This window comes from Chromobacterium vaccinii, assembly GCF_000971335.1.
Lineage (GTDB): Bacteria > Pseudomonadota > Gammaproteobacteria > Burkholderiales > Chromobacteriaceae > Chromobacterium > Chromobacterium vaccinii.
Genome location: NZ_JZJL01000007.1, coordinates 62,385 through 82,303 on the forward strand (window position 1 = coordinate 62,385; position 19,919 = coordinate 82,303).

A 19,919-nucleotide genomic window follows, 5' to 3' on the forward strand; every position below is an offset into this window, starting at 1 on the left:
ATCTCGAGTAAAAGCTTGCAACCAGCGGCGATGAGCCATTGTCATGCCAGTGGGTGCAATGCTCAAATAGCCGCAAAATCCAATTACAAGAGGAGAACCTCCATGACCACCCTTCCGGTAGGCGGCCCCACCGTTGCTCCGCATTCGCTGGAAAGCCTGATCGTCGCTTGCGGCTACCTGCAGCACAGCGCGCTGCTGTTCGCCGAGGACATCAACGACGACCTGGCGCTGATCCGTTCCGGCTTTTGCCCGCGCCACCAGGTGCAGCTGGACGCGCTGGGCGACATGCGGGTCAGCCAGGAAGTGCACGAGGAAGTGGACGCGCTGTTGCAGGACAGCCATACCCTGCGTTTCGCGCTGCACGAGATGCTGATGCAGTTCGGCCCCGCGGTGTGCAACGATCCGCTGGCGCGCGTCATCTTGCAGGGAGTGCGCAGCCTGGGCGATTGGCACCAAGTATGCCGCTCGCTGGCCGATCTGGGACGCGGCCCGGTGCGGGCGGCGGCCTGAGCGCGGTTTCGCGCCCGCCAGGGGCGGGCGCATCGAAGCGTGGTGCGTCAAATAAATTGTTTGCAATTAAGTAGCGTGCTATTTAATATGTGGACATGGAGCAAGAAAAAATTTGTCCGCCGCCGGACGCGCTGCTGAAGCTGGACCAGCAACTCTGTTTCGCGCTGTATTCCGCCTCGCTGGCGATGAACAAGGTGTACCGCGACAACCTGAAGCCGCTGGGCATCACTTATCCGCAATACTTGGCGCTGCTGGTGCTGTGGGAACAGGACGAGCGCTCGGTGTCCGACATCGGCGAGCGGCTGTATCTGGACTCGGCGACGCTGACGCCGCTGCTGAAGCGGATGGAGGCGGCCGGCTGGCTGGAGCGCAGGCGGCTGCCCAGCGACGAGCGGGTGGTGGTGGTCAAGCTGACCGAGGCCGGACGCGCGCTGCGCGGGCAGGCGGAGCGGATTCCGTTGCAGCTGTTGTGCCGCAGCGGCCTGCAGCTGGATCAGATCGCCGGTTTGCGCCAATCGCTGTGCGATTTGCGGGACCAGTTGCTGCAATGACCCGTCAGGGTTTTGATAATCAAATAGCGCACTATTTAATAGCATATTATTTCAATCGTAACGGCGACACGCCAAGGAGAGCCAGATGAACCCTCTGCAGAAAGTACTGTATACCGCCGAAGCCACCGCCACCGGAGGCCGCGATGGCCGGGCCGAATCCAGCGACGGCGCGCTGGCCGTGAAACTGAGCACGCCGCGCGAGCTGGGCGGCGCGGGCGGCGACGGCACCAATCCCGAGCAGCTGTTCGCGGCCGGCTATTCCGCCTGCTTCATCGGCGCGCTCAAGGTGGCCGCGCAGCAGGCCGGCGTGCGCCTGCCGGCCGAGGTGTCGGTGACCGGCAAGGTGTCGATCGGGCCGATCGCCCACGGCTTCGGCATCGCCGCCAAGCTGGCGGTGTCGCTGCCGGGCGTCGAGCGCGAGGCGGGTCTGAAGCTGATCGAAGCCGCGCATGGCATCTGCCCCTATTCCAACGCCACCCGCGGCAATATCGAAGTGGAGCTGACGCTGGCGTAAGCGCCGCGAAGGGAAAACAGCGGGCCGCTCCGGCGTTCGGGGCGGCCCGCTGTTTCATGCTCTGTCTCGGCAGGGGTTCTGGAAATCGCTGCCGCGGCTTCCGTTGCGCGCGCAGCGCTAGCCCACGGTTTCGGAATGGCGGCTGGGCGACTGCTTGTTGCCGTACATCTTGCGGTCGGCCACCGCCAGCAACTCGTCTATCAGCAGGCCGTCCTCCGGGTAGTAAGCGATGCCGATGCTGACGCCGACCAGCACCCGGTGCTGGTCGACCTGGTAAGGCATCTGTATCGCCTGCTTCAGCCGCGCCGCCACCTTGTCCGCCTCGCGGTTGGACTCGATGTCCTCCATCAGGATCACGAATTCGTCGCCACCGATGCGGGCGACGGTGTCTTCATTGCGGATCACGTCGCGGATGCGGGCGGCGATCAGTTGCAGCACCCGGTCGCCGACCATGTGGCCATAGGTGTCGTTGACCGGCTTGAAGCGGTCCAGGTCCAGGAACAGCAGGCCCAGGCGCTTGCCGCTGCGGTCCAGCCGGGTGATCGCGTGCTGCAGCCGGTCGTAGAACAGGTTGCGGTTGGCCAGGCCGGTGAGGCGGTCGTGGTTGGCCAGGTGGAACAGCTGGCTTTCGCGCTGGCGGCGGCTGTCGCTGCTGCGCACGAAGCTGAAGCCGGCCAGGCCGATGCCCAGGCCCAGCAGCAGCGACAGCAGCATCCATACCGTCCATTCGAACAAGCCGATCTGCGCCCAGCCTTGCTGCCAGCTCAGCGTCAGCCGCAGCGGCTGGCTGCCGCCGCCCAGCAGCTGGCTGGTCTCCAGCCGCGGGAACAGCAATTTCTCCAACGCGCTGGGGTGGGCGCCGCCCAAGTACAGCGCCTGGCCTTCCGGCGGGCGCAAGGGGTCGTCGCGGTGGTGCAGGTTGACTTCCATGCCCGGCTGCAGCGCGATGTCGGTGGGCAGCAGCGAATCGGCGCGGACGAACAGCATCACGAAATGCTGGGGCTGCAGGCCGATCAACTGGTCGTCGAGGCGGTCGTCCACGCCACGCAGCAGCACGTAGCCGGAATCGCCATGCGGCTGCAGCCGCAGCTGGCGCGACAGCGTGGCGCGGCCGCTGTTGATGCAGTCCTGCAGCGCCTCGCGCAGCCGCGGCTGCTGCCAGGCGTCCCTCCCCACCAGCCGCAGATTGGCCTGCGACTGCGGTTCGGCGTACATCAGCGGGAAGTAGGCGTCCTGTTCCGGCAGGCGGACGCCGCCGCCGGCGAAGCCGCGCAGCCGGTAAGCGGCGCCGTAATCGCGCTGCAGCGCGCGGTCGTAGCCGGCGACCTGTCCGGCCGGCACGCGCTCGATATGGGCCAGCGTGGTGATTTGCGGATAGCGGCGCAGCAGTTGCGCGACGAAGGGGTGCTTCTGGCGGTGTTCGGTGCGGTGGTCGATGCTGCTGAAGGTGGCGTAGCTGTCGAGTATGGTTTCATTGGCGAGCAGGCGCTGTTTCAATTGCTCGGTCAATTGCTGGAGCTGGCTGTTGAATTGCTGTTCGGCGCCCAGCAGGGAGCGGCTGGCGATGGACAGGGCGGCAAGCGCGCTCAGTATCAGCCATAGGACGAGGCACCCAGCATAGACCAGTCTTGCGTGCATGTTAAAACCATCGACATATATTCAGCAGTGAACGATTCTATAAGAACAATGGGTCTATTTTTTAGCAATAAGCCGGGGAATGCCGGTTTTAAGTAGTAGTACGTAATCAATTGTCTACGCTCAGCGCGGCGCGCAGCGCGTGGATCTGGCGGCGGCTGACCGGCAGCGGCGTCGGGATGTCGCGCAGTCTGACAATCCACTGTTCGTCGCCGCCGTCGTCGCCGCGGCACAGCTCCTGCACCGCGTGGCGCATCACCAGGCAGTTGCGGTGGATGCGCAGCGCCGATTCGCCCAGCCGCTGCTCCAGCGCCACCAGCGCGTCGTCCAGCAGGTATTCGTTGTCGGAGGTGACCAGGGTGACGTACTTGAGCTCGGCTTTCAGGTAGCGCGCGTCGGCGAAGGGCACGTTGAGCAGGCGGCCGCGCTGGCGCACGGTGAAGCTGGGCTGCTGCCGGCCCTCCCGCCGCGCCTGGGCGCGTTGCAGCGCCTGTTCCAGCCGCTCGCGCCGCACCGGCTTGAGCAGATAGTCGGCGGCGTCCAGTTCGAAGGCCTCCACCGCGAAGTGATCGTGGGCGGTGCTGAACACCAGCGCTGGCGCCAGCGCCTGCTGCCGCAGCTGGCGGGCCAGCGCGATGCCGTCCAGGCCGGGCATGCTGATGTCGAGCAGCAGCACGTCGACCGGATGGCAGGCCAGCCAGTCCAGCGCCGTCTTGCCGTCGGCTAGGCAATGGACCTCTTCTACGCCGCAATCGGCCAGTAGTTGGCGCAGCCGCTCGCAGGCCAGCGCCTCGTCGTCCACCACCAGCGCCCGCAGCGCGCTCACAGCGCCCATTGCGGCTTGTCCATCTTGTTCACCAGCGCGCGCCAGGAGTGCAGGATCTTCTGGAACTTGTTGTTGGTGGGCGCGGTGTCGCGCACCTTGCCCAGCAGCTCGTAGGCGCGGCGCATATGGCTTTCGTGCCAGCCGTTCTGGCTGACGTAGGCCATCACCGCGTTGATCAGGTTGAGCATGATCTGCACGTTGTGCGGCATTTCGTCCAGCGCCTTGACGAAGCGGTCGATCGCCGCGTCGAACTGGCCGGACTGCGCCTCGCGCACCGCCTGGTTGTTCAGCTCCAGCACCGATTTGACGTTCTGTGCGATCAGTTGGCGGCCGGCCTGTCCCAGGCCGATCTCCTCGAACATGTCGCCGAAGTGGGCCAGCATGTCCTCGTCGTCGTGGTGGTTGCGCACCAGGTATTCCATCACGTCGTTGCCCTGGCCGTCGCGTCCCTGCTGATAGCAGGCGCGCGCGTATTCCAGCTGCGATTCCTGATCCAGCTTGGGGGCCAGCTGCTTGAAGCGCTCGCCGGCGGCCTGCAGCAGTTCGCGGGCCTTGTCGGCGTTGCCGTTCTTGGATTGAAGCTGGCTGTCCATCACGCCGGCCAGCCACTCGCCTTCCTCGTTGTAGCGGTAATCGTGGCGCAGGCTGGCCAGCGTGCGGGCGGCGTTGCCGCTGTCGCCCCGGGCCAGCTGGACCCGAAGCAGCGCCGCGTAATGGGTGGGGCTGCGGTGCCAGGAGTACTTGGCGATGTCCAGCGTCTGCTGGCAGGCGGTTTCGGCGGTGGCGAGGTCGTGGTTGAGCAGCGCGATCTGGGCCAGCTGCTGCTGGCGGCGGAACACCACCGGCGACATTTCGGTCGCGGTCTGCAGCGTGTGCTGGGCGCGGCCCAGGTCGTGGCCGCGGTAGAGCCGGGCCAGCCAGTCGTAGGCTTCCATCACCTGGTTGTTGTCGGCCAGCACCGCCTCGAACAGCAGCCGCGCCTCGTCGTGGGACTTCAATCCGGCCAGCGATTTGGCCAGCCCCATCTTGGCCCAGGTGGAGGGGCGGACGCGCAGCGCCTGCATATAGGCGTCGCGGGCGGTGTCGAAGTCGTTGATCTTCAGCGCCAGCGAGCCTCTCAGCCGCATGAAGTCGAGCGCGAACTCGCCGTTTTCTTCAATTTTGAGGCCGCAGGTTTCGATGGCGGACAGGTATTCGTGGCGCAGCACGCTCTCGTCCACCAGCCGCAGGGCCTCGCGCTTGCGCATCGCCCGCTCCAGCCGGTCGCGCAGCACCTCGCCGGTGAACGGCTTGAGCAGGTAGTCGTCGGGCGCCAGTTCGGCGGCGGAGATCACCCGCTGCGCGCGGCGCTCGCCGGTGACGATCATGAATACGCAGGACTGCTTGAGCAGGTTGCGCTCCCGGATCTCCTCGAACAGGTAGAGCCCGTCGTAGCCGTTGCCCAGATCGTAGTCGCACAGCACCACGTCGAACTCGTACTTGGCCATCTTGGCCAGCGCGTCGCTGGCCTTGGCCGCGTATTCGACCGAGTTGGCGCCGAACGACGACAGGGTCATCGCCAACGCGCGCTGCATCTGCGGCAGGCTGTCTATGATCAAAAACAGCCGCTTGGCGTAGGGATCGTCGAAGGCGGCGCTGCGCGTCGGCGCCGTCTTCACGTGGTGCACCGGCGCGGATGCCGCTGTCGGGGAGGGAGTGGTTTCGCTCATGACGCCTCATCGGCTCGCTGTGCTGTGGTTGCGGATCGCAGTGTCGGCGGCGCGCGCGTCCCGGCTCAGGCCGGGCTCAGTTTCGCATAGCGCATATCCAGCCATTTGACGCCGTGTTCGGCGAAGTTGATTTGCAGCCGCACATCCTCCCCGTTGCCCTCGGCGTCTATCACCACGCCGATGCCGAACTTGGCGTGGCTGACCGCCTGGCCGATGGACAGGCCGTAGGCGTTTTCCGCCTGCCGGCGCGGCATGGCGGCGGAGCGCCGCGCCTGCTGCGGCGCAACGGGTGCTTTCACTGTAGCAGACAGCGAATGGATCAGTTCGGCCGGAATCTCGTCGATGAAGCGCGACGGGATCGGGTAGCGGCTCTGGCCGTGCAGCATCCGGCTCTGCGCGCTGGACAGATACAGCCGCTTGCGGGCGCGGGTGATGGCCACGTACATCAGCCGGCGCTCCTCCTGCAGGCCCTTGCCGTCCATCACGCTGTTCTCGTGCGGGAACAGGCCTTCTTCCAGCCCGCTGACGAATACGGCGTCGAACTCCAGGCCCTTGGCCGCGTGCACCGTCATCAGCTGCAGCGCGTCGCTGCCGGCGTCGGCCTGGTGCTCGCCGGCTTCCAGGCTGGCGGCGGACAGGAATTCGGTCAGCGCCTGTTCCGGCTGGTCGGGCATGAAGCTGGCGGCGGCGTTGACCAGTTCGTCCAGGTTGGCCAGCCGCTCCTCGCCGTCCTTCTTGTCCTGCTCGTACATGTCGCGCAGGCCGCTGCGGTCGATGACCAGGCTGATGGTTTCTGCCAGGCTGAAGTCGCGGCTCTGCTCGCGCAGCCGCTCGATCAGCAGCACGAACTCGCCGATCTTGGCGGCGGTGCGGCCGCTGCCGGCGCCGCAGGCGGCCTGCCACAGCGAGATGCCCTGCTCGCGGCCGGAGGCCTGCAGGTTTTCCACGCTGCGCGCGCCGATGCCGCGCGCCGGCACGTTGATCACCCTAAGCAGCGCGTTGTCGTCGTCCGGGTTGGCGACCAGCCTGAGGTAGGCCAGCGCGTGCTTGATCTCCTGGCGTTCGAAGAAGCGCAGGCCGCCATAGATCCGGTACGGAATCTGGGCGTTGACCAGCACGTGCTCCAGCAGCCGCGACTGGGCGTTGGAGCGGTACAGCACCGCCATGTCGGATAGCGCCAGGCCTTCGCGGTGCAGGCTCTTGACCTCATCGATGATGAATTCAGCCTCGTCGCCGTCGCTGCCGGCCTGGTAGAAGCGGATCTTTTCGCCCTCGCCGGCGTCGGTCCACAGGTTCTTGCCCAGGCGGCCGTCGTTCCGTTCGATCAGCGCGTTGGCGGCGTTGAGGATGTTGCCCATCGAGCGATAGTTCTGCTCCAGCCGCACCGGCTCGGCCACCTGGAAGTCGGACAGCAGCGCGCGCATATTGCCGACTTCGGCGCCGCGGAAGGCGTAGATGCTCTGGTCGTCGTCGCCGACGGCGAACAGCGCGCCGTGCTCGCCGGCCAGCAGTTTCAACCACGCGTATTGCAGGCGGTTGGTGTCCTGGAATTCGTCCACTAGGATGTGGGCGAAGCGGCTGCTGTAATGCGCGCGCAGCGCCTCGTTGCGGGACAGCAGCTCGTAGCTTCTGAGCAGCAGCTCGGCGAAGTCGACCACGCCCTCGCGCCGGCACTGGGCGTCGTAGGCGGCGTACAGCTCCACCAGCTTGGCTTCGTACGGGTTCAGCGCCGGCGGCAGCGATTCGGCGCGCAGGCCGGCTTCCTTGTTGCCGTTGATGAACGATTGCACCGCGCGCGGAGGGTATTTCTCGTCCGATAGCTCCAGGCTTTTCAGCAGGCGCTTGATCGCGGCCTGCTGGTCGGCGGAGTCGAGGATCTGGAAGGTTTGCGGCAGGCCGGCGTCCCGGTAGTGGATGCGCAGGAAGCGGTTGCACAGGCCGTGGAAGGTGCCGATCCACATATTGCGCACATTGACCGGCACCAGCGTCGACAGCCGCGTCTGCATCTCGCGCGAGGCCTTGTTGGTGAAGGTGACCGCCAGCACCCCGGCCGGCGAGGTCTGGCCGGTGGACAGCAGCCAAGCGATGCGGGTGGTCAGCACCCGGGTCTTGCCGCTGCCGGCGCCGGCCAGCACCAGCGCGCTCTTGGCGGGCCAGGTGACGGCGCGCAGTTGTTCGGGATTCAGGCCGGCTAACAGATCGCTCATGTCGGGACGCTTTTTCGCTGCAAAAAAGCCATTTTAGCATGCGAGTCGAGCGGTCCGTCCCCGTCCGGCGGCGCGGAGGATCAGCCGGACGCGGCGTTTATTCCTGCCACAGGTAGTGCGACATCAGCGTTTTCAGCCGGCCGCTCTTGTGCAGGCGGTCGATCGCGCGGTTCAACTGGTCCAGCTTCACCGGCGAGCGTTGCGACAGCGCGCACATCGTCGGCTGCGACGACACCACCAGCGGATGGATCTTGAAGCTGGCCGCTTCCTGGGCATGGCCGCGGGCCCACCAGACATAGGTCAGCTCGGTGACGATGGCCACGTCGCTCAGCCGCTTGTCCAGCGATTTGGGCAGCAGGTCGAAGCGAGCCTCGGTGACGCGCTCGCTGCGGTTGCCGGACCACAGGTATTCCAGCGACGGGTAATGGTAGCCGTGGATGGTGCCGATGCGCTTGCCGGCCAGATCGTCCAGCTGGCGCAACGGGGGCTGGCTCTTCAGCGACAGCACGCGCTCCACCAGCGGATAGATTTCATGGCTCCAGCTCAGCCGGGCGGAGTTGCCATACCAGTCGGGATTGGCGTTGCAGATGATGTCCACCTTGCCGCTTTCTATCGACGGCTCCACCCGCCGCCGCGCCAGCAGCGTGAATTGCGGCTTCATGCCCATCTCGTCGGCCAGCAGCGCGCCCAGATCGCGGGCCAGGCCCCCGCTCAGCGTGCTGCCGTCCTCGGCCAGCACCGCGATCGGAGCCGCGTCGGTATCCGATACGCCGATTCGCAATGGCGTCGGTTCGGCCTGGGCTATCAAGGAAAATAGACACAACGGCAACAGCCATTTCTTATGCAAACTGGCCATATGGGTACTCTCTCAATATTCTATTGCCGGAAGACTGACGCATCGAACGACGATGTTAAGATGGATTGAAGCTCAGAAGTACCAGCGTTTGCTTTCGTTTTAGACAAAATACCAGCCACCGCCATGACAAAGCCATTCCTTCATCCCGTTTATCAGCAGTTATCGCAACGCATCCTGATCCTGGATGGGGGCATGGGCACCATGATCCAGCGCCATCAGCTGGACGAGGCCGATTACCGGGGCGAACGCTTCGCCGACTGGCGCTGCGACGTCAAGGGCAACAACGATCTGCTGGCATTGACCCGCCCCGACGTGATTGCCGGCATCCACCAGGCCTATCTGGACGCCGGCGCCGACATCGTCGAAACCAACACCTTCAACGCCACTTCCATCGCGATGGCCGACTACCAGATGGAAGAGCTGGTGTGGGAGATCAACCGCGAGGCGGCGAAGCTGGTTAAAGAGCTGTGCGCGGCGGAGACCGCGAAGAACCCGGCCAAGCCGCGCTTCTGCGCCGGCGTGCTCGGTCCCACCAACCGCACCTGTTCCATCAGCCCGGACGTCAACGACCCCGGCTACCGCAACGTCAGCTTCGACGAGTTGGTGACAAGCTACACCGAGGCGATAGACGGCCTGGTGGCCGGCGGCGCCGACCTGCTGCTGGTGGAGACCATCTTCGACACCTTGAACGCCAAGGCGGCGGTGTTCGCCATCCACCGGTATTTCGACGAGCGCCCGAACACGCCGCGCTTGCCGATCATGATTTCCGGCACCATCACCGACCAGTCCGGCCGCACGCTGACCGGCCAGACCACCGAAGCGTTCTACAACTCGCTGTCGCACGCCGACGCCGTCAGCTTCGGCCTCAATTGCGCGCTGGGCCCGGATCTGCTGCGGCCCTACGTCGAGGAAATGTCGCGGGTGTCGGCCACCTACGTCTCCGTGCACGCCAACGCCGGCCTGCCCAACGCCTTCGGCGGCTACGATCTGGAGCCGGAAGCGATGGGCGAGTACGTGCGCGAATGGGCTGAGAGCGGGCTGATCAACATCGTCGGCGGCTGTTGCGGCACCACGCCGGAGCACATCGCCGCCATCGCCCAGGCTGTGGCAGGCGTCGCGCCGCGGCCCTTGCCGCAGATCGAGGCCAAGTGCCGATTGTCCGGCCTGGAGCCGTTCAACATCGGCGACGGCGACTTGTTCGTCAACGTGGGCGAGCGCACCAACGTCACTGGTTCCCGCGCCTTCGCCAAGCTGATCCTGAACGGCGACTACGCCACCGCGCTGGACGTGGCGCGGCAGCAGGTGGAGAACGGCGCCCAGGTCATCGACATCAATATGGACGAGGGCATGCTGGACGCCCACGCCGCGATGGTGCGCTTCCTGAACCTGATCGCGTCGGAGCCGGACATCGCCCGCGTGCCGATCATGATCGACTCGTCCAAGTGGGAGGTGATCGAGGCCGGCCTGAAATGCATACAGGGCAAGGGCATCGTCAATTCCATCTCCATGAAGGAAGGCCGCGACAAGTTCGTCGAACAGGCGCGCTTGATCCGCCGCTACGGCGCCGCGGTGATCGTGATGGCCTTCGACGAGCAGGGCCAGGCCGACAATTACGCGCGCAAGATCGAGATCTGCGACGAGAGCTACCGCATCCTGGTGGACGAGGTGGGTTTTCCGCCGGAAGACATCATCTTCGACCCCAATATCTTCGCCGTCGCCACCGGCATCGACGAGCACGCCCGCTACGGCCTGGACTTCATCGAGGCCACCGGCTGGATCAAGCAGCATCTGCCGCACGCCAAGATTTCCGGCGGCGTGTCCAATGTGTCATTCAGCTTCCGCGGCAACAACAAGGTGCGCGAAGCGATACACGCGGTGTTCCTGTATCACGCCATCCAGCGCGGCATGACCATGGGCATCGTCAACGCCGGCGCGCTGGAGGTGTACGACGAAGTCGACGCAAGCTTGCGCGAGCGCATCGAGGACGTGGTGCTGATGCGCCACCCCAAGGACGGCGGCGACGCCACCGAGCGGCTGATCGAGCTGGCCGAGAAGTTCAAGGGCGAGGCGGCCGGCGAGAAAAAGGGCGAGGACCTGGCCTGGCGCGGCTGGCCGGTGGAAAAGCGGCTGGAGCACGCGCTGGTCAAGGGCATCACCACCTTCATCGTCGAGGACACCGAGGAGGTGCGGCTGAAATCGGCGCGGCCCATCCACGTGATCGAAGGCCCGCTGATGGACGGCATGAACGTGGTCGGCGACCTGTTCGGCGCCGGCAAGATGTTCTTGCCGCAGGTGGTGAAGTCGGCGCGAGTGATGAAGGCCGCCGTCGCCCACCTGGAGCCGTTCATCGAGGAAGAGAAGATCCGCCTGGGCCTGGCCGACGCGCCGGCCAAGGGCGTGATCATCATGGCCACGGTCAAGGGCGACGTGCACGACATCGGCAAGAACATCGTCGGCGTGGTGCTGCGCTGCAATAACTACCAGGTGATCGATCTGGGCGTGATGGTGCCGTGCCAGAAGATCCTGGACGCCGCCGTCGAGCACAAGGCCGACATCATCGGCCTGTCTGGCCTGATCACCCCCAGCCTGGAGGAGATGAGCCACGTCGCCAAGGAGATGCAGCGGCTGGATCACGCGGTGCCGCTGCTGATCGGCGGCGCCACCACCTCCAAGGTACACACCGCGGTGAAGATCGCGCCGCATTACCGGCAGCCGGTCATCTACGTGCCGGATGCCAGCCGCGCGGTGGGCGTCTGCTCCAACCTGCTGTCCGATACCCTGAAGGACGCCTTTGTGCTGGAAAACGCCGCCGAACAGCAGCGTGCGCGCGAAGGCCACGCCAACAAGGCCAACCGCAAGGTGGTCAGCCTGGAGGCGGCGCGCGCCAACAAGGAAAAGATAGACTGGGCCGATTACGTTCCGCCCAAGCCGCGATGGCTGGGCGTGCGCCGCTTCGAGAACTATCCGCTGGCCGAGATCGCCGCCTACATCGACTGGACGCCGTTCTTCCAGAGCTGGGAGCTGGCCGGCCGCTTCCCGCGCATCCTGAATGACGAGATCGTCGGCGAATCGGCGCGCGCGCTGTATGAAGACGCCCAGGTCATGCTGAAGCGAATCGTCGACGAGAACTGGCTGGCCGCCAACGCGGTGATCGGCCTGTTCCCGGCCAATAGCGTCAATGGCGATGACATCGAGATCCGCAATCCGGACAACAGCGCCAGCCTGATGACCTGGGTCGGCCTGCGCCAGCAGCTGCCCAAGATGGACGGCAAGGCCAACTGGGCGTTGGCCGACTACATCGCGCCCCGGGACAGCGGCGTGGAAGACTATATCGGCGCCTTCGCCGTCACCGCCGGCATCGGCATCGAACCGCACGTGAAGCGCTTCGAGGACGCCAACGACGACTACTCGGCCATCCTGCTGAAGGCGCTGGCCGACCGCCTGGCCGAAGCCTTCGCCGAGCTGATGCACGCCCGCGTGCGGCGCGAGTTCTGGGGCTACGCCGCCGACGAGCATCTGGACAACGAGGCGCTGATAGACGAGCAGTACCGCGGCATCCGCCCGGCTCCCGGCTATCCGGCCTGCCCTGACCACACGGTGAAGACCGAGCTGTTCCAGCTGCTGGACGCGCCGGCCATCGGCATGACGCTGACCGAGGGCTACGCGATGCTGCCCACCGCCGCGGTGTCCGGCTTTTACTTCAGCCACCCGGCTTCGCGCTACTTCGGCGTGGGCAAGGTGGAAAAGGACCAGGTAGCGAGTTACGCCGAGCGGCGCGGCGTGACGCTGGAGCAGGCCGAGCGCGATCTGGCGCCGAATCTGGGCTACGACGCCTAGGCCGCGCCAGCGATGAGGCCCTGGATCAAACCCGCCCTCGCCAGCCTCGCCTTCGGCGGCTGGTGGTTGCTGCTGACCGTGTGCCGCGACCGCTGGGTGATGGTGACGCTGGCCGCCACCCTGCTGCTGTGGGAGGCTCTGCCGCGCGGCCTGCGCGGGCGGGCGCTGCTGCTGGCCGGCATCGGCTGCCTGCTGGATCTGGCGCTGGCGGCCGCGGGCCTGCTGCGCTTCGTCGGCGTCGGCGCGCTGCCTTTGTGGATGATGGTGTGGTGGCTGGGTTTCGCCTGCTGGTGGGTGTGGCTGCTGCAAGCCTGGCGGCCGTCGCCGCGCTTGCTGATGCTGTTGGGCGCGATCGCCGCGCCGCTGGCCCGCTACGCGGCGTTCAAGCTGCAAGCCTTGCAGCCCGGCGCGGCATGGTGGCTGCTCCTGCCCTTGCTGGCGCTGTCGTGGGGTTTGCTGCTGCCGCAGACGCTGAGGCTGGCTGGCCGCCTTCCGGCTGAGGCGAGGACGGAATGAAGCGGGCGATGCTGGGGATGGCGCTGCTGTGGTGCCCGCCCTGGTCGGCTTGGGCCGCGGTCGATAGCGAAACCCGCTGCTTCAGCGCCGACAACGGCGGCAAGCCGGTCCATTTGCAGTTCACCGTGGTCGGCGACGCGGACGCCGGCTGGCAGGCGGCCTATGTCCGCTATGGCAAGCGCGGCCGGCCGATCACGCTGGCGTGGCTGCGCGGCGAGCATGAAATGCTGGCCGAAGACCGGCCCTGGCAGTTCACCGACGAATGGCTGGAGATCGTCGACGGGAAAATCCATGGCCGCTACACCACGGTCCACCAGGGCGCCCGCTACTACGGTTTCCACTATCGCGGCGCCGACGGCCGCGAAGTCGAGTTCGCCGAGGATCTGGCCGCGTTGGATTCTTCGGGGCGGCGCTGCGAATGGTAGCTGTGGATATATTCTGCATTGGGGCGGGGTTGTGGATAACGATCGGTTGATCGCTTCCGGATCGTCCCGTGTTTTTGATCTGTCCATGCCAGCGGCTTCATGCCCACCCCAGCGGCAGCAGGCCCAGCGCCGCCAACGCCAGCAACAGCCACAGGCTTTGCCGCCCAGCCTCGCGCGCGCCCAGCGCGCAGGCGTAGACGCCCTTGGCGGCGTTGTTGGCCGCGGCGGCGATCAGGATGGCCGAGGCGGCCACCGGCAGCGGCGTCAGCGCGGGCGTGGATTGGGTAATGCCCATGATGAAGGGGTCGACGTCGCTGACGCCCATCACCGCCGCCAGCGCGTACACGCCGCCGGCCCCCAGATATTGGCTGGCCAGCCGGGTGGCGGCCAGCATGGCGAGGAACAGCAGCGCGAACAGCAACGCGGCGCCGATTTCCAGCGGGTTGCGCGGCCGGTAGTCTTCCTGCCGCCGCGCCGCCGCCTCATGGCCGCTTTTCGCCCACAACCAGCCTCCCAGCAGCGCCGCGGCCGCCAGCAGCAGGAAAGACAGCCACAGCCGCTGCAGCAACGCGGGATTGAACAGCGCCAGGAACACGCCCAGCCGCAGATACATGATGCCGGAAGCCATCAGGATGGCGCCGGCGTACAGCCTGGGCGAGCCGGCGGCCACCGAACGGCGAGACAGCACCACGGTGGTGACGGTGGATGAGTAGGCGCCGCCGGCCAGCGCGGCCAGCAGCAGGCCGCTGCGGCCCTGGCGCAGTCGTTGCAGCAGGTAGCTGCCGTAGGACACGGCGCTGACGGCCACCACCACCAGCCAGGCCTGGAACGGGTTGATGCTGAAGCGGCCCAAAGGCGCGTTGGGCAGCAAGGGCAGGATCACCGCCGCCAGCAGCAGGAACTGGGTGACGGTGAGGATGTCGGCCGGGTCGATGCGGCGGGCCAGGCTTTCCAGGCCGGCCTTGAACTCCAGCAGCAGCACGCTGGCGACGGTCAGCGTGGTGGCCAGCCAGAACAACTCGCGGAACACCAGTGCGCCGATCAGATAGGTGGCCAGAGCGGACATCTGGCCGGTGACGCCGGACTGGCCTGAGGCGTCCAGCTTGTGCCAGTAGGACAGCAGCAGGAAGGCGGCCACCACGATGAAGCCCAGCGTCAGCGGCAGCAGCTCGCCGCCGGACAACGCCGACATCGCGTAGCCTATCAGGCCGATCAACGGGTAGGTGCGCACGCCGCCGAAGGCGTAGGGATCGCCGTTGGTCTTGCGCTCTTCCCGTTCCAGGCCGATCAGGAAGGACAGGAACAGCACCACGATGATTTGCGTGGCTTCCGGCGGCAGCCAGTCCGGGTAGATCATCTTCGCACCTGCCTGCATGACGATGCATTCCCTTCAGGATACGCCGCCGCCGGCGCGTCGGCTACGAGCAGTCTGCGTTCAGCGACGGGTAAGCGGTGTTCAGCAGCCATTTGCCGGCGGTGCCGCCGCTGCCGGGCGCGTTGTAATACCAGAAGCAGACCTTGACCGGGGTGAACTTCTGCCAGGTTTCGCACAGGCCGTTGCCGCCGGCCTTGGTGCATTTCCAGCCCTGGGTGACGCCGACCAGGCCGGCGTCGACGATGTCCTTGGGGCCGCCGCTGGTGCCGCAGTTGACGTGCGGCTTGGTGGTGTCCTTGCTCCATTTGTCGAAGGACTGTTTGAAAGCGGCCCAGTTTTCGAACACCGACTTGTCGATCTGGCTTTGCGCGCCGCTGGACGGCAGCGGCAGCGCCGCGTTTTTCATGTGCAGGCCGACGTGGCCGCCCTTGCCGCCGGCCGCGCGGTTGTCGGCGTCGGACTTGGCGCTGGTTTGGACATTGGCGTTGGCGGTGCAGGCCGCGGCGTGGATCTGCGGCGCGGCGCTCAGCGCCAGCAGGGCGAGGAGGATGGAGCGGGACATGCGCATGGACGGTCTCCTTGGCCAGTCTGGGAGTGGCCTCATGCCATCGGCGATGGCTGTGGATAAAAGAGGAAGTCGGCGAGCGTTGTGGATAAGCCGCCATTTCTGTCAACGCGCATGATCGCGCCGCGTGAAGCCGCGCCGCGCAGGGCCTGGACTATGGAACTGGGGTGTCCTGGCTGAACAGGTTGCGCCACCGGCCGTCCCGGCGCAGCCACAACGAGGAGATGTACATGGTTTCCTCCTGTTCGGCGTTGGGGCGCAGCCATTGCGCGCGGTAGCTGAGCAGGCCGGCGCCGGGGGCGGCCCAGACCAGCCGCGCCTGGTCCAACTGGTAGCGGACGGCGGCGGGGCCGGCGCGCAGCGGCGCGACGTGCTCGTCCCGGTTGGAGAAGCCGCTGGCGTAGACGCCGACGAAGTCGTCGTCCAGCAGCGCGGCGTCGGCATCGGCGTCGCCGGCCACGAAGGCCCGCCACACGCCTTCCTCGAGGGACAGCAGCAAGGACAGGGAGGGGATGATGATCGCGTTCATGCCTGAAGCATAGCGCATGAGGTCACGCGGCTTCCTCTTCCCGCTCGATGAAGGCGAACACGTGGCCGTCCGGGTCCGGGAAGTAGCAGATCCGGCAGTGGTCGTCCTCGTACCTGGCGATGATGTCTATCTTGTCGCCCGCCTGGTCCAGCTTGGCGAAGATGTCGTCGACGCGCAGGTAGAAGATGGCGCTGGCCGGCGACAGGCTCGATGCCGGGCGCGGCAGGAAGGCGCAGGCGCCCGCGCGCGGCTGCACGGTGAACAGCGTGGCGCCGCCCTCGCGGACCGCGTGCACGGTTTCGTGCCGGGAGAGGCTGTCGCGGACGACTTCGTAGCCGAGCGACTCGAAGAAGTCCAGCGTGGCGCCGGCGTCCTGCACGGCGAGCCGGACGCAGAAGGGGTGGGAGGGCATGGTTTTCCTTTCGTTTAGGGCGCCGGAAATGGCTTGGACCGCCGCGCCCATGCGACAGTTTAGAATGCCCCTGCTGACAGCGTATTGTCAGTGGCATGCTCCCGCCGCCACGCCTGCTGCTGCCGGCGCAGGTAGTCGGCCAGGCTGGCGTGCGATGGCGGCGGCGGGGATTCGGTCCGCCGCAGCGCCTGGATCAGGTCGACGCGGAAGCTGCGGTAGTCGCCGCGCAGGCCGCACCACGCCACCAGCGTCCACTTGCCGCCCCAGTACAGCAGGCCCAGCGGAAACACCGTGCGCCGGGTGTGGGCCTGGGCCAGGCTGAAGTAGTCGATGTCCAGCGCCGCGCGTTCGGCGATGGCCAGGCGCAGCTGGTCCCAGCGCGCCTTGTGCGCGTCGTCGAACGGCTCGGTGAAGGCCAGCACCGCGCCTTCGCCGTCGCTGGCGCGCGCGTCGGGCAGGCTGGCGTAGATCTTGGCCAGCAGGCTTTGCGCCGCCCGGCTCAGGTCGTTGCCCACCGCGCGCGACAGCATGTCCATCGCCAGCGTCAGCGCCTCCAGCTCGGCCGAGTTCAGCGTCAACGGCGGCAATTCGAAGTTCTCGTCCAGCCGGTAGCCGACGCCGGCCTCGCCGTACACCGGGATGCCGTTGACCGACAGATCGTCGATGTAGCGGTAGATGCTGCGCACCGACACGCTCAGACGCTCGGCCAGCTCCGCCGCGGTGATGGGCTGGCGGGCGCGGATCAGGTTGACCAGTTGGAACAGGCGTTCGGCTTTGCGCATGGGAGTGATCGTTGGCTGCGGGGTTGCCAAGTGTAGCGCCAACGCGCGGGCGGCTACACTGAATCAAGGGCCCGCCGGGCCGTCACGCGGGAGGGGATCATGGACATGCTCAGTCGCGAAAGCCTGTTGTGCCTGGTGGAGGACGTGGAGTCGGAGGACCCGATCGATTACGCCGACCTGCCGTTCGACGAGCAAAACCTGCGCGAATTGATCGTCGATTCGCTGCTGGAGCGCGAGCTGGTGTTTCGCGCCGAGGAGCCGGACGAGGCCAAGCGGATGCTGGTCTATCTGGCCGCCACCGCGCGGCTGACGCTGGAGAACATGGTGCTGCACGCCCGGCTGCTGCGGGCAGGGCTGGAAGAAGCCTAGCGCGGGTCTTGAGGATATCTTGCGCGCCGGCAGCCGGCGAAATAATCATACGGCATGAATCGGATTATACTGGCGGTTTCCCCACCGCGAGGAAGCCGCCATGCTCCGCATTCTCGGCCGCAGCAACTCCATCAATGTCCGCAAGGTGCTGTGGACCTGCCATGAAATCGGCCTCGACTACGAGCGCGAGGACTGGGGGCGCGGCGTGCGCCCGGTCGCCGATCCGGAATTCCTGGCGCTGAATCCGTTCTCCATGATCCCGGCGCTGGTGGACGGCGAGGTGACGCTGTCCGAATCCAACGCCATCTGCCGCTATCTGGCCGCCAAGCACGGCCGCCACGACCTGCTGCCGGCCGATCCGGCCGCCCGCGCCCAGGTCGAGCGCTGGATGGATTGGCAGGCCGCGGATCTGAACCCCGCCTGGAGCTACGCCTTCCACGCGCTGAGCCGCAACAGCCCCGACCACCGCGATCCGGCGCGCATCGCCGACAGCGTGGCGGCGTGGAAAAAGCAGATGGCGGTGCTGGAGTCGCTGCTGGGCGAGAGCTGGGCGCGGGGCGACGCGTTCACGCTGGCCGACATCGTGCTGGGGGTGTCGGTGCAGCGCTGGCTGCTGACGCCGTTCGACAAGCCGGCGCTGCCGAAGACCGAAGCCTATTTCGAACGCCTGCGCCGCCGCCCCGCCTACCAGGCCCACGGCGGCGAGGGGGTGGCCTGATGGAGAACCGAGAGATGACGATGCAAGCGCAATGGAACGCGGTGGACGATTATTTCTGCCGACAGCTGGTTCCGCAGGACGCCGCGCTGGAGGCGGCGTTGGCCGACAGCGCCGCCGCCGGGCTGCCGGCGATCAATGTGGCGCCCAACCAGGGAAAATTCCTCAACCTGCTGGCGCGCATCCACGGCGCGCGCCGGATTCTGGAGATCGGCACCCTGGGCGGCTACAGCACGATCTGGCTGGCGCGCGCGCTGCCGGAGAACGGCCGGCTGGTGACGCTGGAGTACGAGCCTAGGCATGTCGAAGTGGCGGCCGCCAATCTGGCCCGCGCCGGCGTAGCCGGCAAGGTGGACATCATTCAGGGCGCGGCGGCGGATTCGCTGCAACGATTGATAGACGACGGCGCGGCGCCGTTCGATCTGGTGTTCATCGACGCCGACAAGCCGAACAATCCGGTGTATCTGGAACTGGCGCTGCGGCTGTCGCGGCCGGGCACGGTGATCGTCGGCGACAACGTCGCGCGCCAGGGCGAGGTGGCCAATCCGGCCAATCCCGATCCGGCCATCGTCGGCACCCGCCGCTTCATCGAGCTGCTGGGTAGCCATCCGCGGCTGTCGGCCACTGCGATCCAGACCGTGGGCGGCAAGGGCTACGACGGCTTCGCGCTGGCCATCGTCGAAGGCTGAGCGCGGACGCGAAAACGGACGGCGCCGCGAGGCCCCGCCCGTTTCGTTTGGCTGCGCGGCCTTGCCGGCCGCGCGGCTTATTGCTGGGGTTCGAACACGTCGCGCCAGCCGGTGTAGGCGGTGACGAAGGCCACCGGGATCCACAGCAGCAGGCCCAGGCCCAGCGGCAGCAAAGCCACCATGCAGCTGAGGCCCAGCACCAGGCTGGCCACCAGCAGCGGCAGCCAGTTGCTCAGGCAGGCCTTCAGGCTGGCGCGCAGCGCCGGCCAGGGATCGATGCGGTTCAGCGCCACCATGGTCGGCGCGAACCAGTAGGCCATGCCCACCAGCACGCCGCCGATCAGGGCCAGCGCCCCCAGCGCGACGGCGGCGCCGCCGCCCGCGGCGGTGCCCGCGCCCGCTCCGGCCGCCTTGCCGAACAGGCCGGCCATCAGGCCGCCGGACACGCCCATCGCCACCGCGGCCACGATCACCACCAGCATCAGGCCGAAGATCATCGCGCCCAGCAGCAGCAGCGGGCCGGGCATCTGGCGGAAGGCGGCGAACAGGTCGGCCAGCTCCAGTTCCTCGCCGCGTTCGGATTTGGCGGCGGCCATCACGAAGCCGGCGGCAAACAGCGGGCCGATCAGCGCGCTGGCCAGATCGCCCAGCACCGGCACCACGCTCAGCGCGATCTGGATCACCAGGTAGACCAGGGTCAGCAGCACCCAGGTCAACGGTTGCTGGCGCACGATCTGGAAGGCTTCCACGAACCAGCGCCAGCCTCGGCCGGCGCCGACTTTGCGATGGATGGGCGGACTGTTGGGTTGCTGCATGGGGTTCTCCGGAAAGGCGCGCGCGGGCGCGGAATGTTGATCGAATATGTCGAAAGACTGCGTTTGATCGTTGCTTATGCCT

Annotated in this window: 20 protein-coding genes; 9 read left to right on the forward strand and 11 right to left on the reverse strand. The window is 66.7% G+C overall.

The annotated features are described in order from the left end of the window. The first annotated feature begins 102 nt into the window (after nucleotides 1-102). The 3 genes from VL52_RS05160 (at nucleotide 103) to VL52_RS05170 (ending at nucleotide 1,575) form a co-directional block, all read left to right on the forward strand. Nucleotides 103-510: a hypothetical protein gene (locus VL52_RS05160; RefSeq protein ID WP_046156033.1), complete on the forward strand. Its 408-nt coding sequence runs from the start codon at nucleotides 103-105 to the stop codon at nucleotides 508-510. 95 nt (nucleotides 511-605) lie between these two features. Further along, nucleotides 606-1,061, forward strand: a complete 456-nt coding sequence (locus VL52_RS05165; protein WP_046156034.1) for a MarR family winged helix-turn-helix transcriptional regulator — start codon at nucleotides 606-608, stop codon at nucleotides 1,059-1,061. Nucleotides 1,062-1,146: 85 nt separating this feature from the next. After that, nucleotides 1,147-1,575, forward strand: coding sequence for an organic hydroperoxide resistance protein (locus tag VL52_RS05170; RefSeq protein ID WP_046156035.1), 429 nt, complete (start codon nucleotides 1,147-1,149; stop codon nucleotides 1,573-1,575). A 117-nt stretch (nucleotides 1,576-1,692) separates the two neighbouring features. On the opposite strand, the gene VL52_RS05175 is transcribed toward VL52_RS05170, so the two are convergent. The 5 genes from VL52_RS05175 to VL52_RS05195 all read right to left on the reverse strand — a co-directional run bounded on the left by VL52_RS05175 (nucleotide 1,693) and on the right by VL52_RS05195 (nucleotide 8,808). After that, entirely contained in the window at nucleotides 1,693-3,213 is a 1,521-nt protein-coding gene (locus VL52_RS05175) for a sensor domain-containing diguanylate cyclase (protein ID WP_046156036.1), read from the reverse strand. Nucleotides 3,214-3,319: 106 nt separating this feature from the next. Further along, the gene (locus VL52_RS05180) at nucleotides 3,320-4,045 is read right to left on the reverse strand and encodes a LytR/AlgR family response regulator transcription factor (protein ID WP_046156037.1); all 726 of its coding nucleotides are present in this window, start codon (nucleotides 4,043-4,045) and stop codon (nucleotides 3,320-3,322) included. Continuing rightward, complete coding sequence (locus tag VL52_RS05185; protein ID WP_052717384.1) at nucleotides 4,033-5,745, reverse strand: tetratricopeptide repeat-containing response regulator; 1,713 nt, start codon at nucleotides 5,743-5,745, stop codon at nucleotides 4,033-4,035. Before VL52_RS05185 ends, VL52_RS05180 begins: the two co-directional genes overlap by 13 nt. Nucleotides 5,746-5,810: 65 nt before the next feature. Beyond that, nucleotides 5,811-7,952 (reverse strand): UvrD-helicase domain-containing protein, encoded by a 2,142-nt coding sequence (locus tag VL52_RS05190; RefSeq protein ID WP_046156038.1) that lies wholly within the window; start codon nucleotides 7,950-7,952, stop codon nucleotides 5,811-5,813. Nucleotides 7,953-8,049: 97 nt separating this feature from the next. Beyond that, nucleotides 8,050-8,808, reverse strand: coding sequence for a substrate-binding periplasmic protein (locus tag VL52_RS05195; protein WP_046156039.1), 759 nt, complete (start codon nucleotides 8,806-8,808; stop codon nucleotides 8,050-8,052). 123 nt (nucleotides 8,809-8,931) lie between these two features. On the opposite strand from VL52_RS05195, the gene metH reads away from it, so the two are divergent. The 3 genes from metH to VL52_RS05210 are packed head-to-tail and all read left to right on the forward strand — an operon-like array spanning nucleotide 8,932 to nucleotide 13,586. Further along, nucleotides 8,932-12,645, forward strand: coding sequence for a methionine synthase (metH, locus tag VL52_RS05200; RefSeq protein WP_046156040.1), 3,714 nt, complete (start codon nucleotides 8,932-8,934; stop codon nucleotides 12,643-12,645). Between the two features lie 12 nt (nucleotides 12,646-12,657). Next, nucleotides 12,658-13,161, forward strand: a complete 504-nt coding sequence (locus VL52_RS05205) for a DUF2878 family protein (RefSeq protein WP_046156041.1) — start codon at nucleotides 12,658-12,660, stop codon at nucleotides 13,159-13,161. Further along, nucleotides 13,158-13,586 carry a hypothetical protein gene (locus VL52_RS05210; RefSeq protein WP_046156042.1) on the forward strand — a complete coding sequence of 143 codons (429 nt, stop codon included), beginning with the start codon at nucleotides 13,158-13,160 and terminating at the stop codon, nucleotides 13,584-13,586. The genes VL52_RS05205 and VL52_RS05210 overlap by 4 nt, the downstream gene beginning before the upstream one ends. Nucleotides 13,587-13,683: 97 nt before the next feature. On the opposite strand, the gene VL52_RS05215 is transcribed toward VL52_RS05210, so the two are convergent. From VL52_RS05215 to VL52_RS05235, 5 genes are all read right to left on the reverse strand, one after another. Further along, nucleotides 13,684-14,961 (reverse strand): MgtC/SapB family protein, encoded by a 1,278-nt coding sequence (locus tag VL52_RS05215; protein WP_235429211.1) that lies wholly within the window; start codon nucleotides 14,959-14,961, stop codon nucleotides 13,684-13,686. A gap of 43 nt (nucleotides 14,962-15,004) precedes the next feature. Beyond that, complete coding sequence (locus tag VL52_RS05220; protein ID WP_052717383.1) at nucleotides 15,005-15,529, reverse strand: hypothetical protein; 525 nt, start codon at nucleotides 15,527-15,529, stop codon at nucleotides 15,005-15,007. Nucleotides 15,530-15,680: 151 nt separating this feature from the next. After that, on the reverse strand, nucleotides 15,681-16,055 hold the full coding sequence (locus VL52_RS05225; protein ID WP_046156044.1) for a DUF4440 domain-containing protein: 375 nt from the start codon (nucleotides 16,053-16,055) through the stop codon (nucleotides 15,681-15,683). Nucleotides 16,056-16,077: 22 nt separating this feature from the next. After that, nucleotides 16,078-16,467 carry a VOC family protein gene (locus VL52_RS05230; RefSeq protein WP_046156045.1) on the reverse strand — a complete coding sequence of 130 codons (390 nt, stop codon included), beginning with the start codon at nucleotides 16,465-16,467 and terminating at the stop codon, nucleotides 16,078-16,080. Between the two features lie 59 nt (nucleotides 16,468-16,526). Beyond that, entirely contained in the window at nucleotides 16,527-17,249 is a 723-nt protein-coding gene (locus tag VL52_RS05235) for a helix-turn-helix transcriptional regulator (RefSeq protein WP_046156046.1), read from the reverse strand. Between the two features lie 99 nt (nucleotides 17,250-17,348). Between VL52_RS05235 and VL52_RS05240 the strand changes: the two genes are divergently transcribed. The 3 genes from VL52_RS05240 (at nucleotide 17,349) to VL52_RS05250 (ending at nucleotide 19,022) form a co-directional block, all read left to right on the forward strand. Beyond that, nucleotides 17,349-17,618: a hypothetical protein gene (locus tag VL52_RS05240; RefSeq protein ID WP_046156047.1), complete on the forward strand. Its 270-nt coding sequence runs from the start codon at nucleotides 17,349-17,351 to the stop codon at nucleotides 17,616-17,618. A 100-nt stretch (nucleotides 17,619-17,718) separates the two neighbouring features. Continuing rightward, on the forward strand, nucleotides 17,719-18,336 hold the full coding sequence (locus VL52_RS05245) for a glutathione S-transferase family protein (protein WP_046156048.1): 618 nt from the start codon (nucleotides 17,719-17,721) through the stop codon (nucleotides 18,334-18,336). 14 nt (nucleotides 18,337-18,350) lie between these two features. Beyond that, on the forward strand, nucleotides 18,351-19,022 hold the full coding sequence (locus VL52_RS05250; protein ID WP_235429212.1) for an O-methyltransferase: 672 nt from the start codon (nucleotides 18,351-18,353) through the stop codon (nucleotides 19,020-19,022). 77 nt (nucleotides 19,023-19,099) lie between these two features. On the opposite strand, the gene VL52_RS05255 is transcribed toward VL52_RS05250, so the two are convergent. Beyond that, nucleotides 19,100-19,837, reverse strand: a complete 738-nt coding sequence (locus tag VL52_RS05255; RefSeq protein ID WP_046156049.1) for a BPSS1780 family membrane protein — start codon at nucleotides 19,835-19,837, stop codon at nucleotides 19,100-19,102. Nucleotides 19,838-19,919: the final 82 nt, after the last annotated feature.

Bases quoted from the DNA above. Each gene is read 5' to 3' on its own strand.
- VL52_RS05235 (WP_046156046.1), bottom strand. From the start codon at position 17,249: ATGCGCAAAGCCGAACGCCTGTTCCAACTGGTCAACCTGATCCGCGCC.
- VL52_RS05170 (WP_046156035.1), top strand. From the start codon at position 1,147: ATGAACCCTCTGCAGAAAGTACTGTATACCGCCGAAGCCACCGCCACC.
- VL52_RS05180 (WP_046156037.1), bottom strand. From the start codon at position 4,045: ATGGGCGCTGTGAGCGCGCTGCGGGCGCTGGTGGTGGACGACGAGGCG.
- VL52_RS05195 (WP_046156039.1), bottom strand. From the start codon at position 8,808: ATGGCCAGTTTGCATAAGAAATGGCTGTTGCCGTTGTGTCTATTTTCC.
- VL52_RS05220 (WP_052717383.1), bottom strand. From the start codon at position 15,529: ATGCGCATGTCCCGCTCCATCCTCCTCGCCCTGCTGGCGCTGAGCGCC.
- VL52_RS05225 (WP_046156044.1), bottom strand. From the start codon at position 16,055: ATGAACGCGATCATCATCCCCTCCCTGTCCTTGCTGCTGTCCCTCGAG.
- metH (WP_046156040.1), top strand. From the start codon at position 8,932: ATGACAAAGCCATTCCTTCATCCCGTTTATCAGCAGTTATCGCAACGC.
- VL52_RS05185 (WP_052717384.1), bottom strand. From the start codon at position 5,745: ATGAGCGAAACCACTCCCTCCCCGACAGCGGCATCCGCGCCGGTGCAC.
- VL52_RS05215 (WP_235429211.1), bottom strand. From the start codon at position 14,961: ATGCAGGCAGGTGCGAAGATGATCTACCCGGACTGGCTGCCGCCGGAA.
- VL52_RS05240 (WP_046156047.1), top strand. From the start codon at position 17,349: ATGGACATGCTCAGTCGCGAAAGCCTGTTGTGCCTGGTGGAGGACGTG.
- VL52_RS05255 (WP_046156049.1), bottom strand. From the start codon at position 19,837: ATGCAGCAACCCAACAGTCCGCCCATCCATCGCAAAGTCGGCGCCGGC.
- VL52_RS05190 (WP_046156038.1), bottom strand. From the start codon at position 7,952: ATGAGCGATCTGTTAGCCGGCCTGAATCCCGAACAACTGCGCGCCGTC.
- VL52_RS05210 (WP_046156042.1), top strand. From the start codon at position 13,158: ATGAAGCGGGCGATGCTGGGGATGGCGCTGCTGTGGTGCCCGCCCTGG.
- VL52_RS05230 (WP_046156045.1), bottom strand. From the start codon at position 16,467: ATGCCCTCCCACCCCTTCTGCGTCCGGCTCGCCGTGCAGGACGCCGGC.
- VL52_RS05160 (WP_046156033.1), top strand. From the start codon at position 103: ATGACCACCCTTCCGGTAGGCGGCCCCACCGTTGCTCCGCATTCGCTG.
- VL52_RS05245 (WP_046156048.1), top strand. From the start codon at position 17,719: ATGCTCCGCATTCTCGGCCGCAGCAACTCCATCAATGTCCGCAAGGTG.
- VL52_RS05175 (WP_046156036.1), bottom strand. From the start codon at position 3,213: ATGCACGCAAGACTGGTCTATGCTGGGTGCCTCGTCCTATGGCTGATA.
- VL52_RS05250 (WP_235429212.1), top strand. From the start codon at position 18,351: ATGACGATGCAAGCGCAATGGAACGCGGTGGACGATTATTTCTGCCGA.
- VL52_RS05165 (WP_046156034.1), top strand. From the start codon at position 606: ATGGAGCAAGAAAAAATTTGTCCGCCGCCGGACGCGCTGCTGAAGCTG.
- VL52_RS05205 (WP_046156041.1), top strand. From the start codon at position 12,658: ATGAGGCCCTGGATCAAACCCGCCCTCGCCAGCCTCGCCTTCGGCGGC.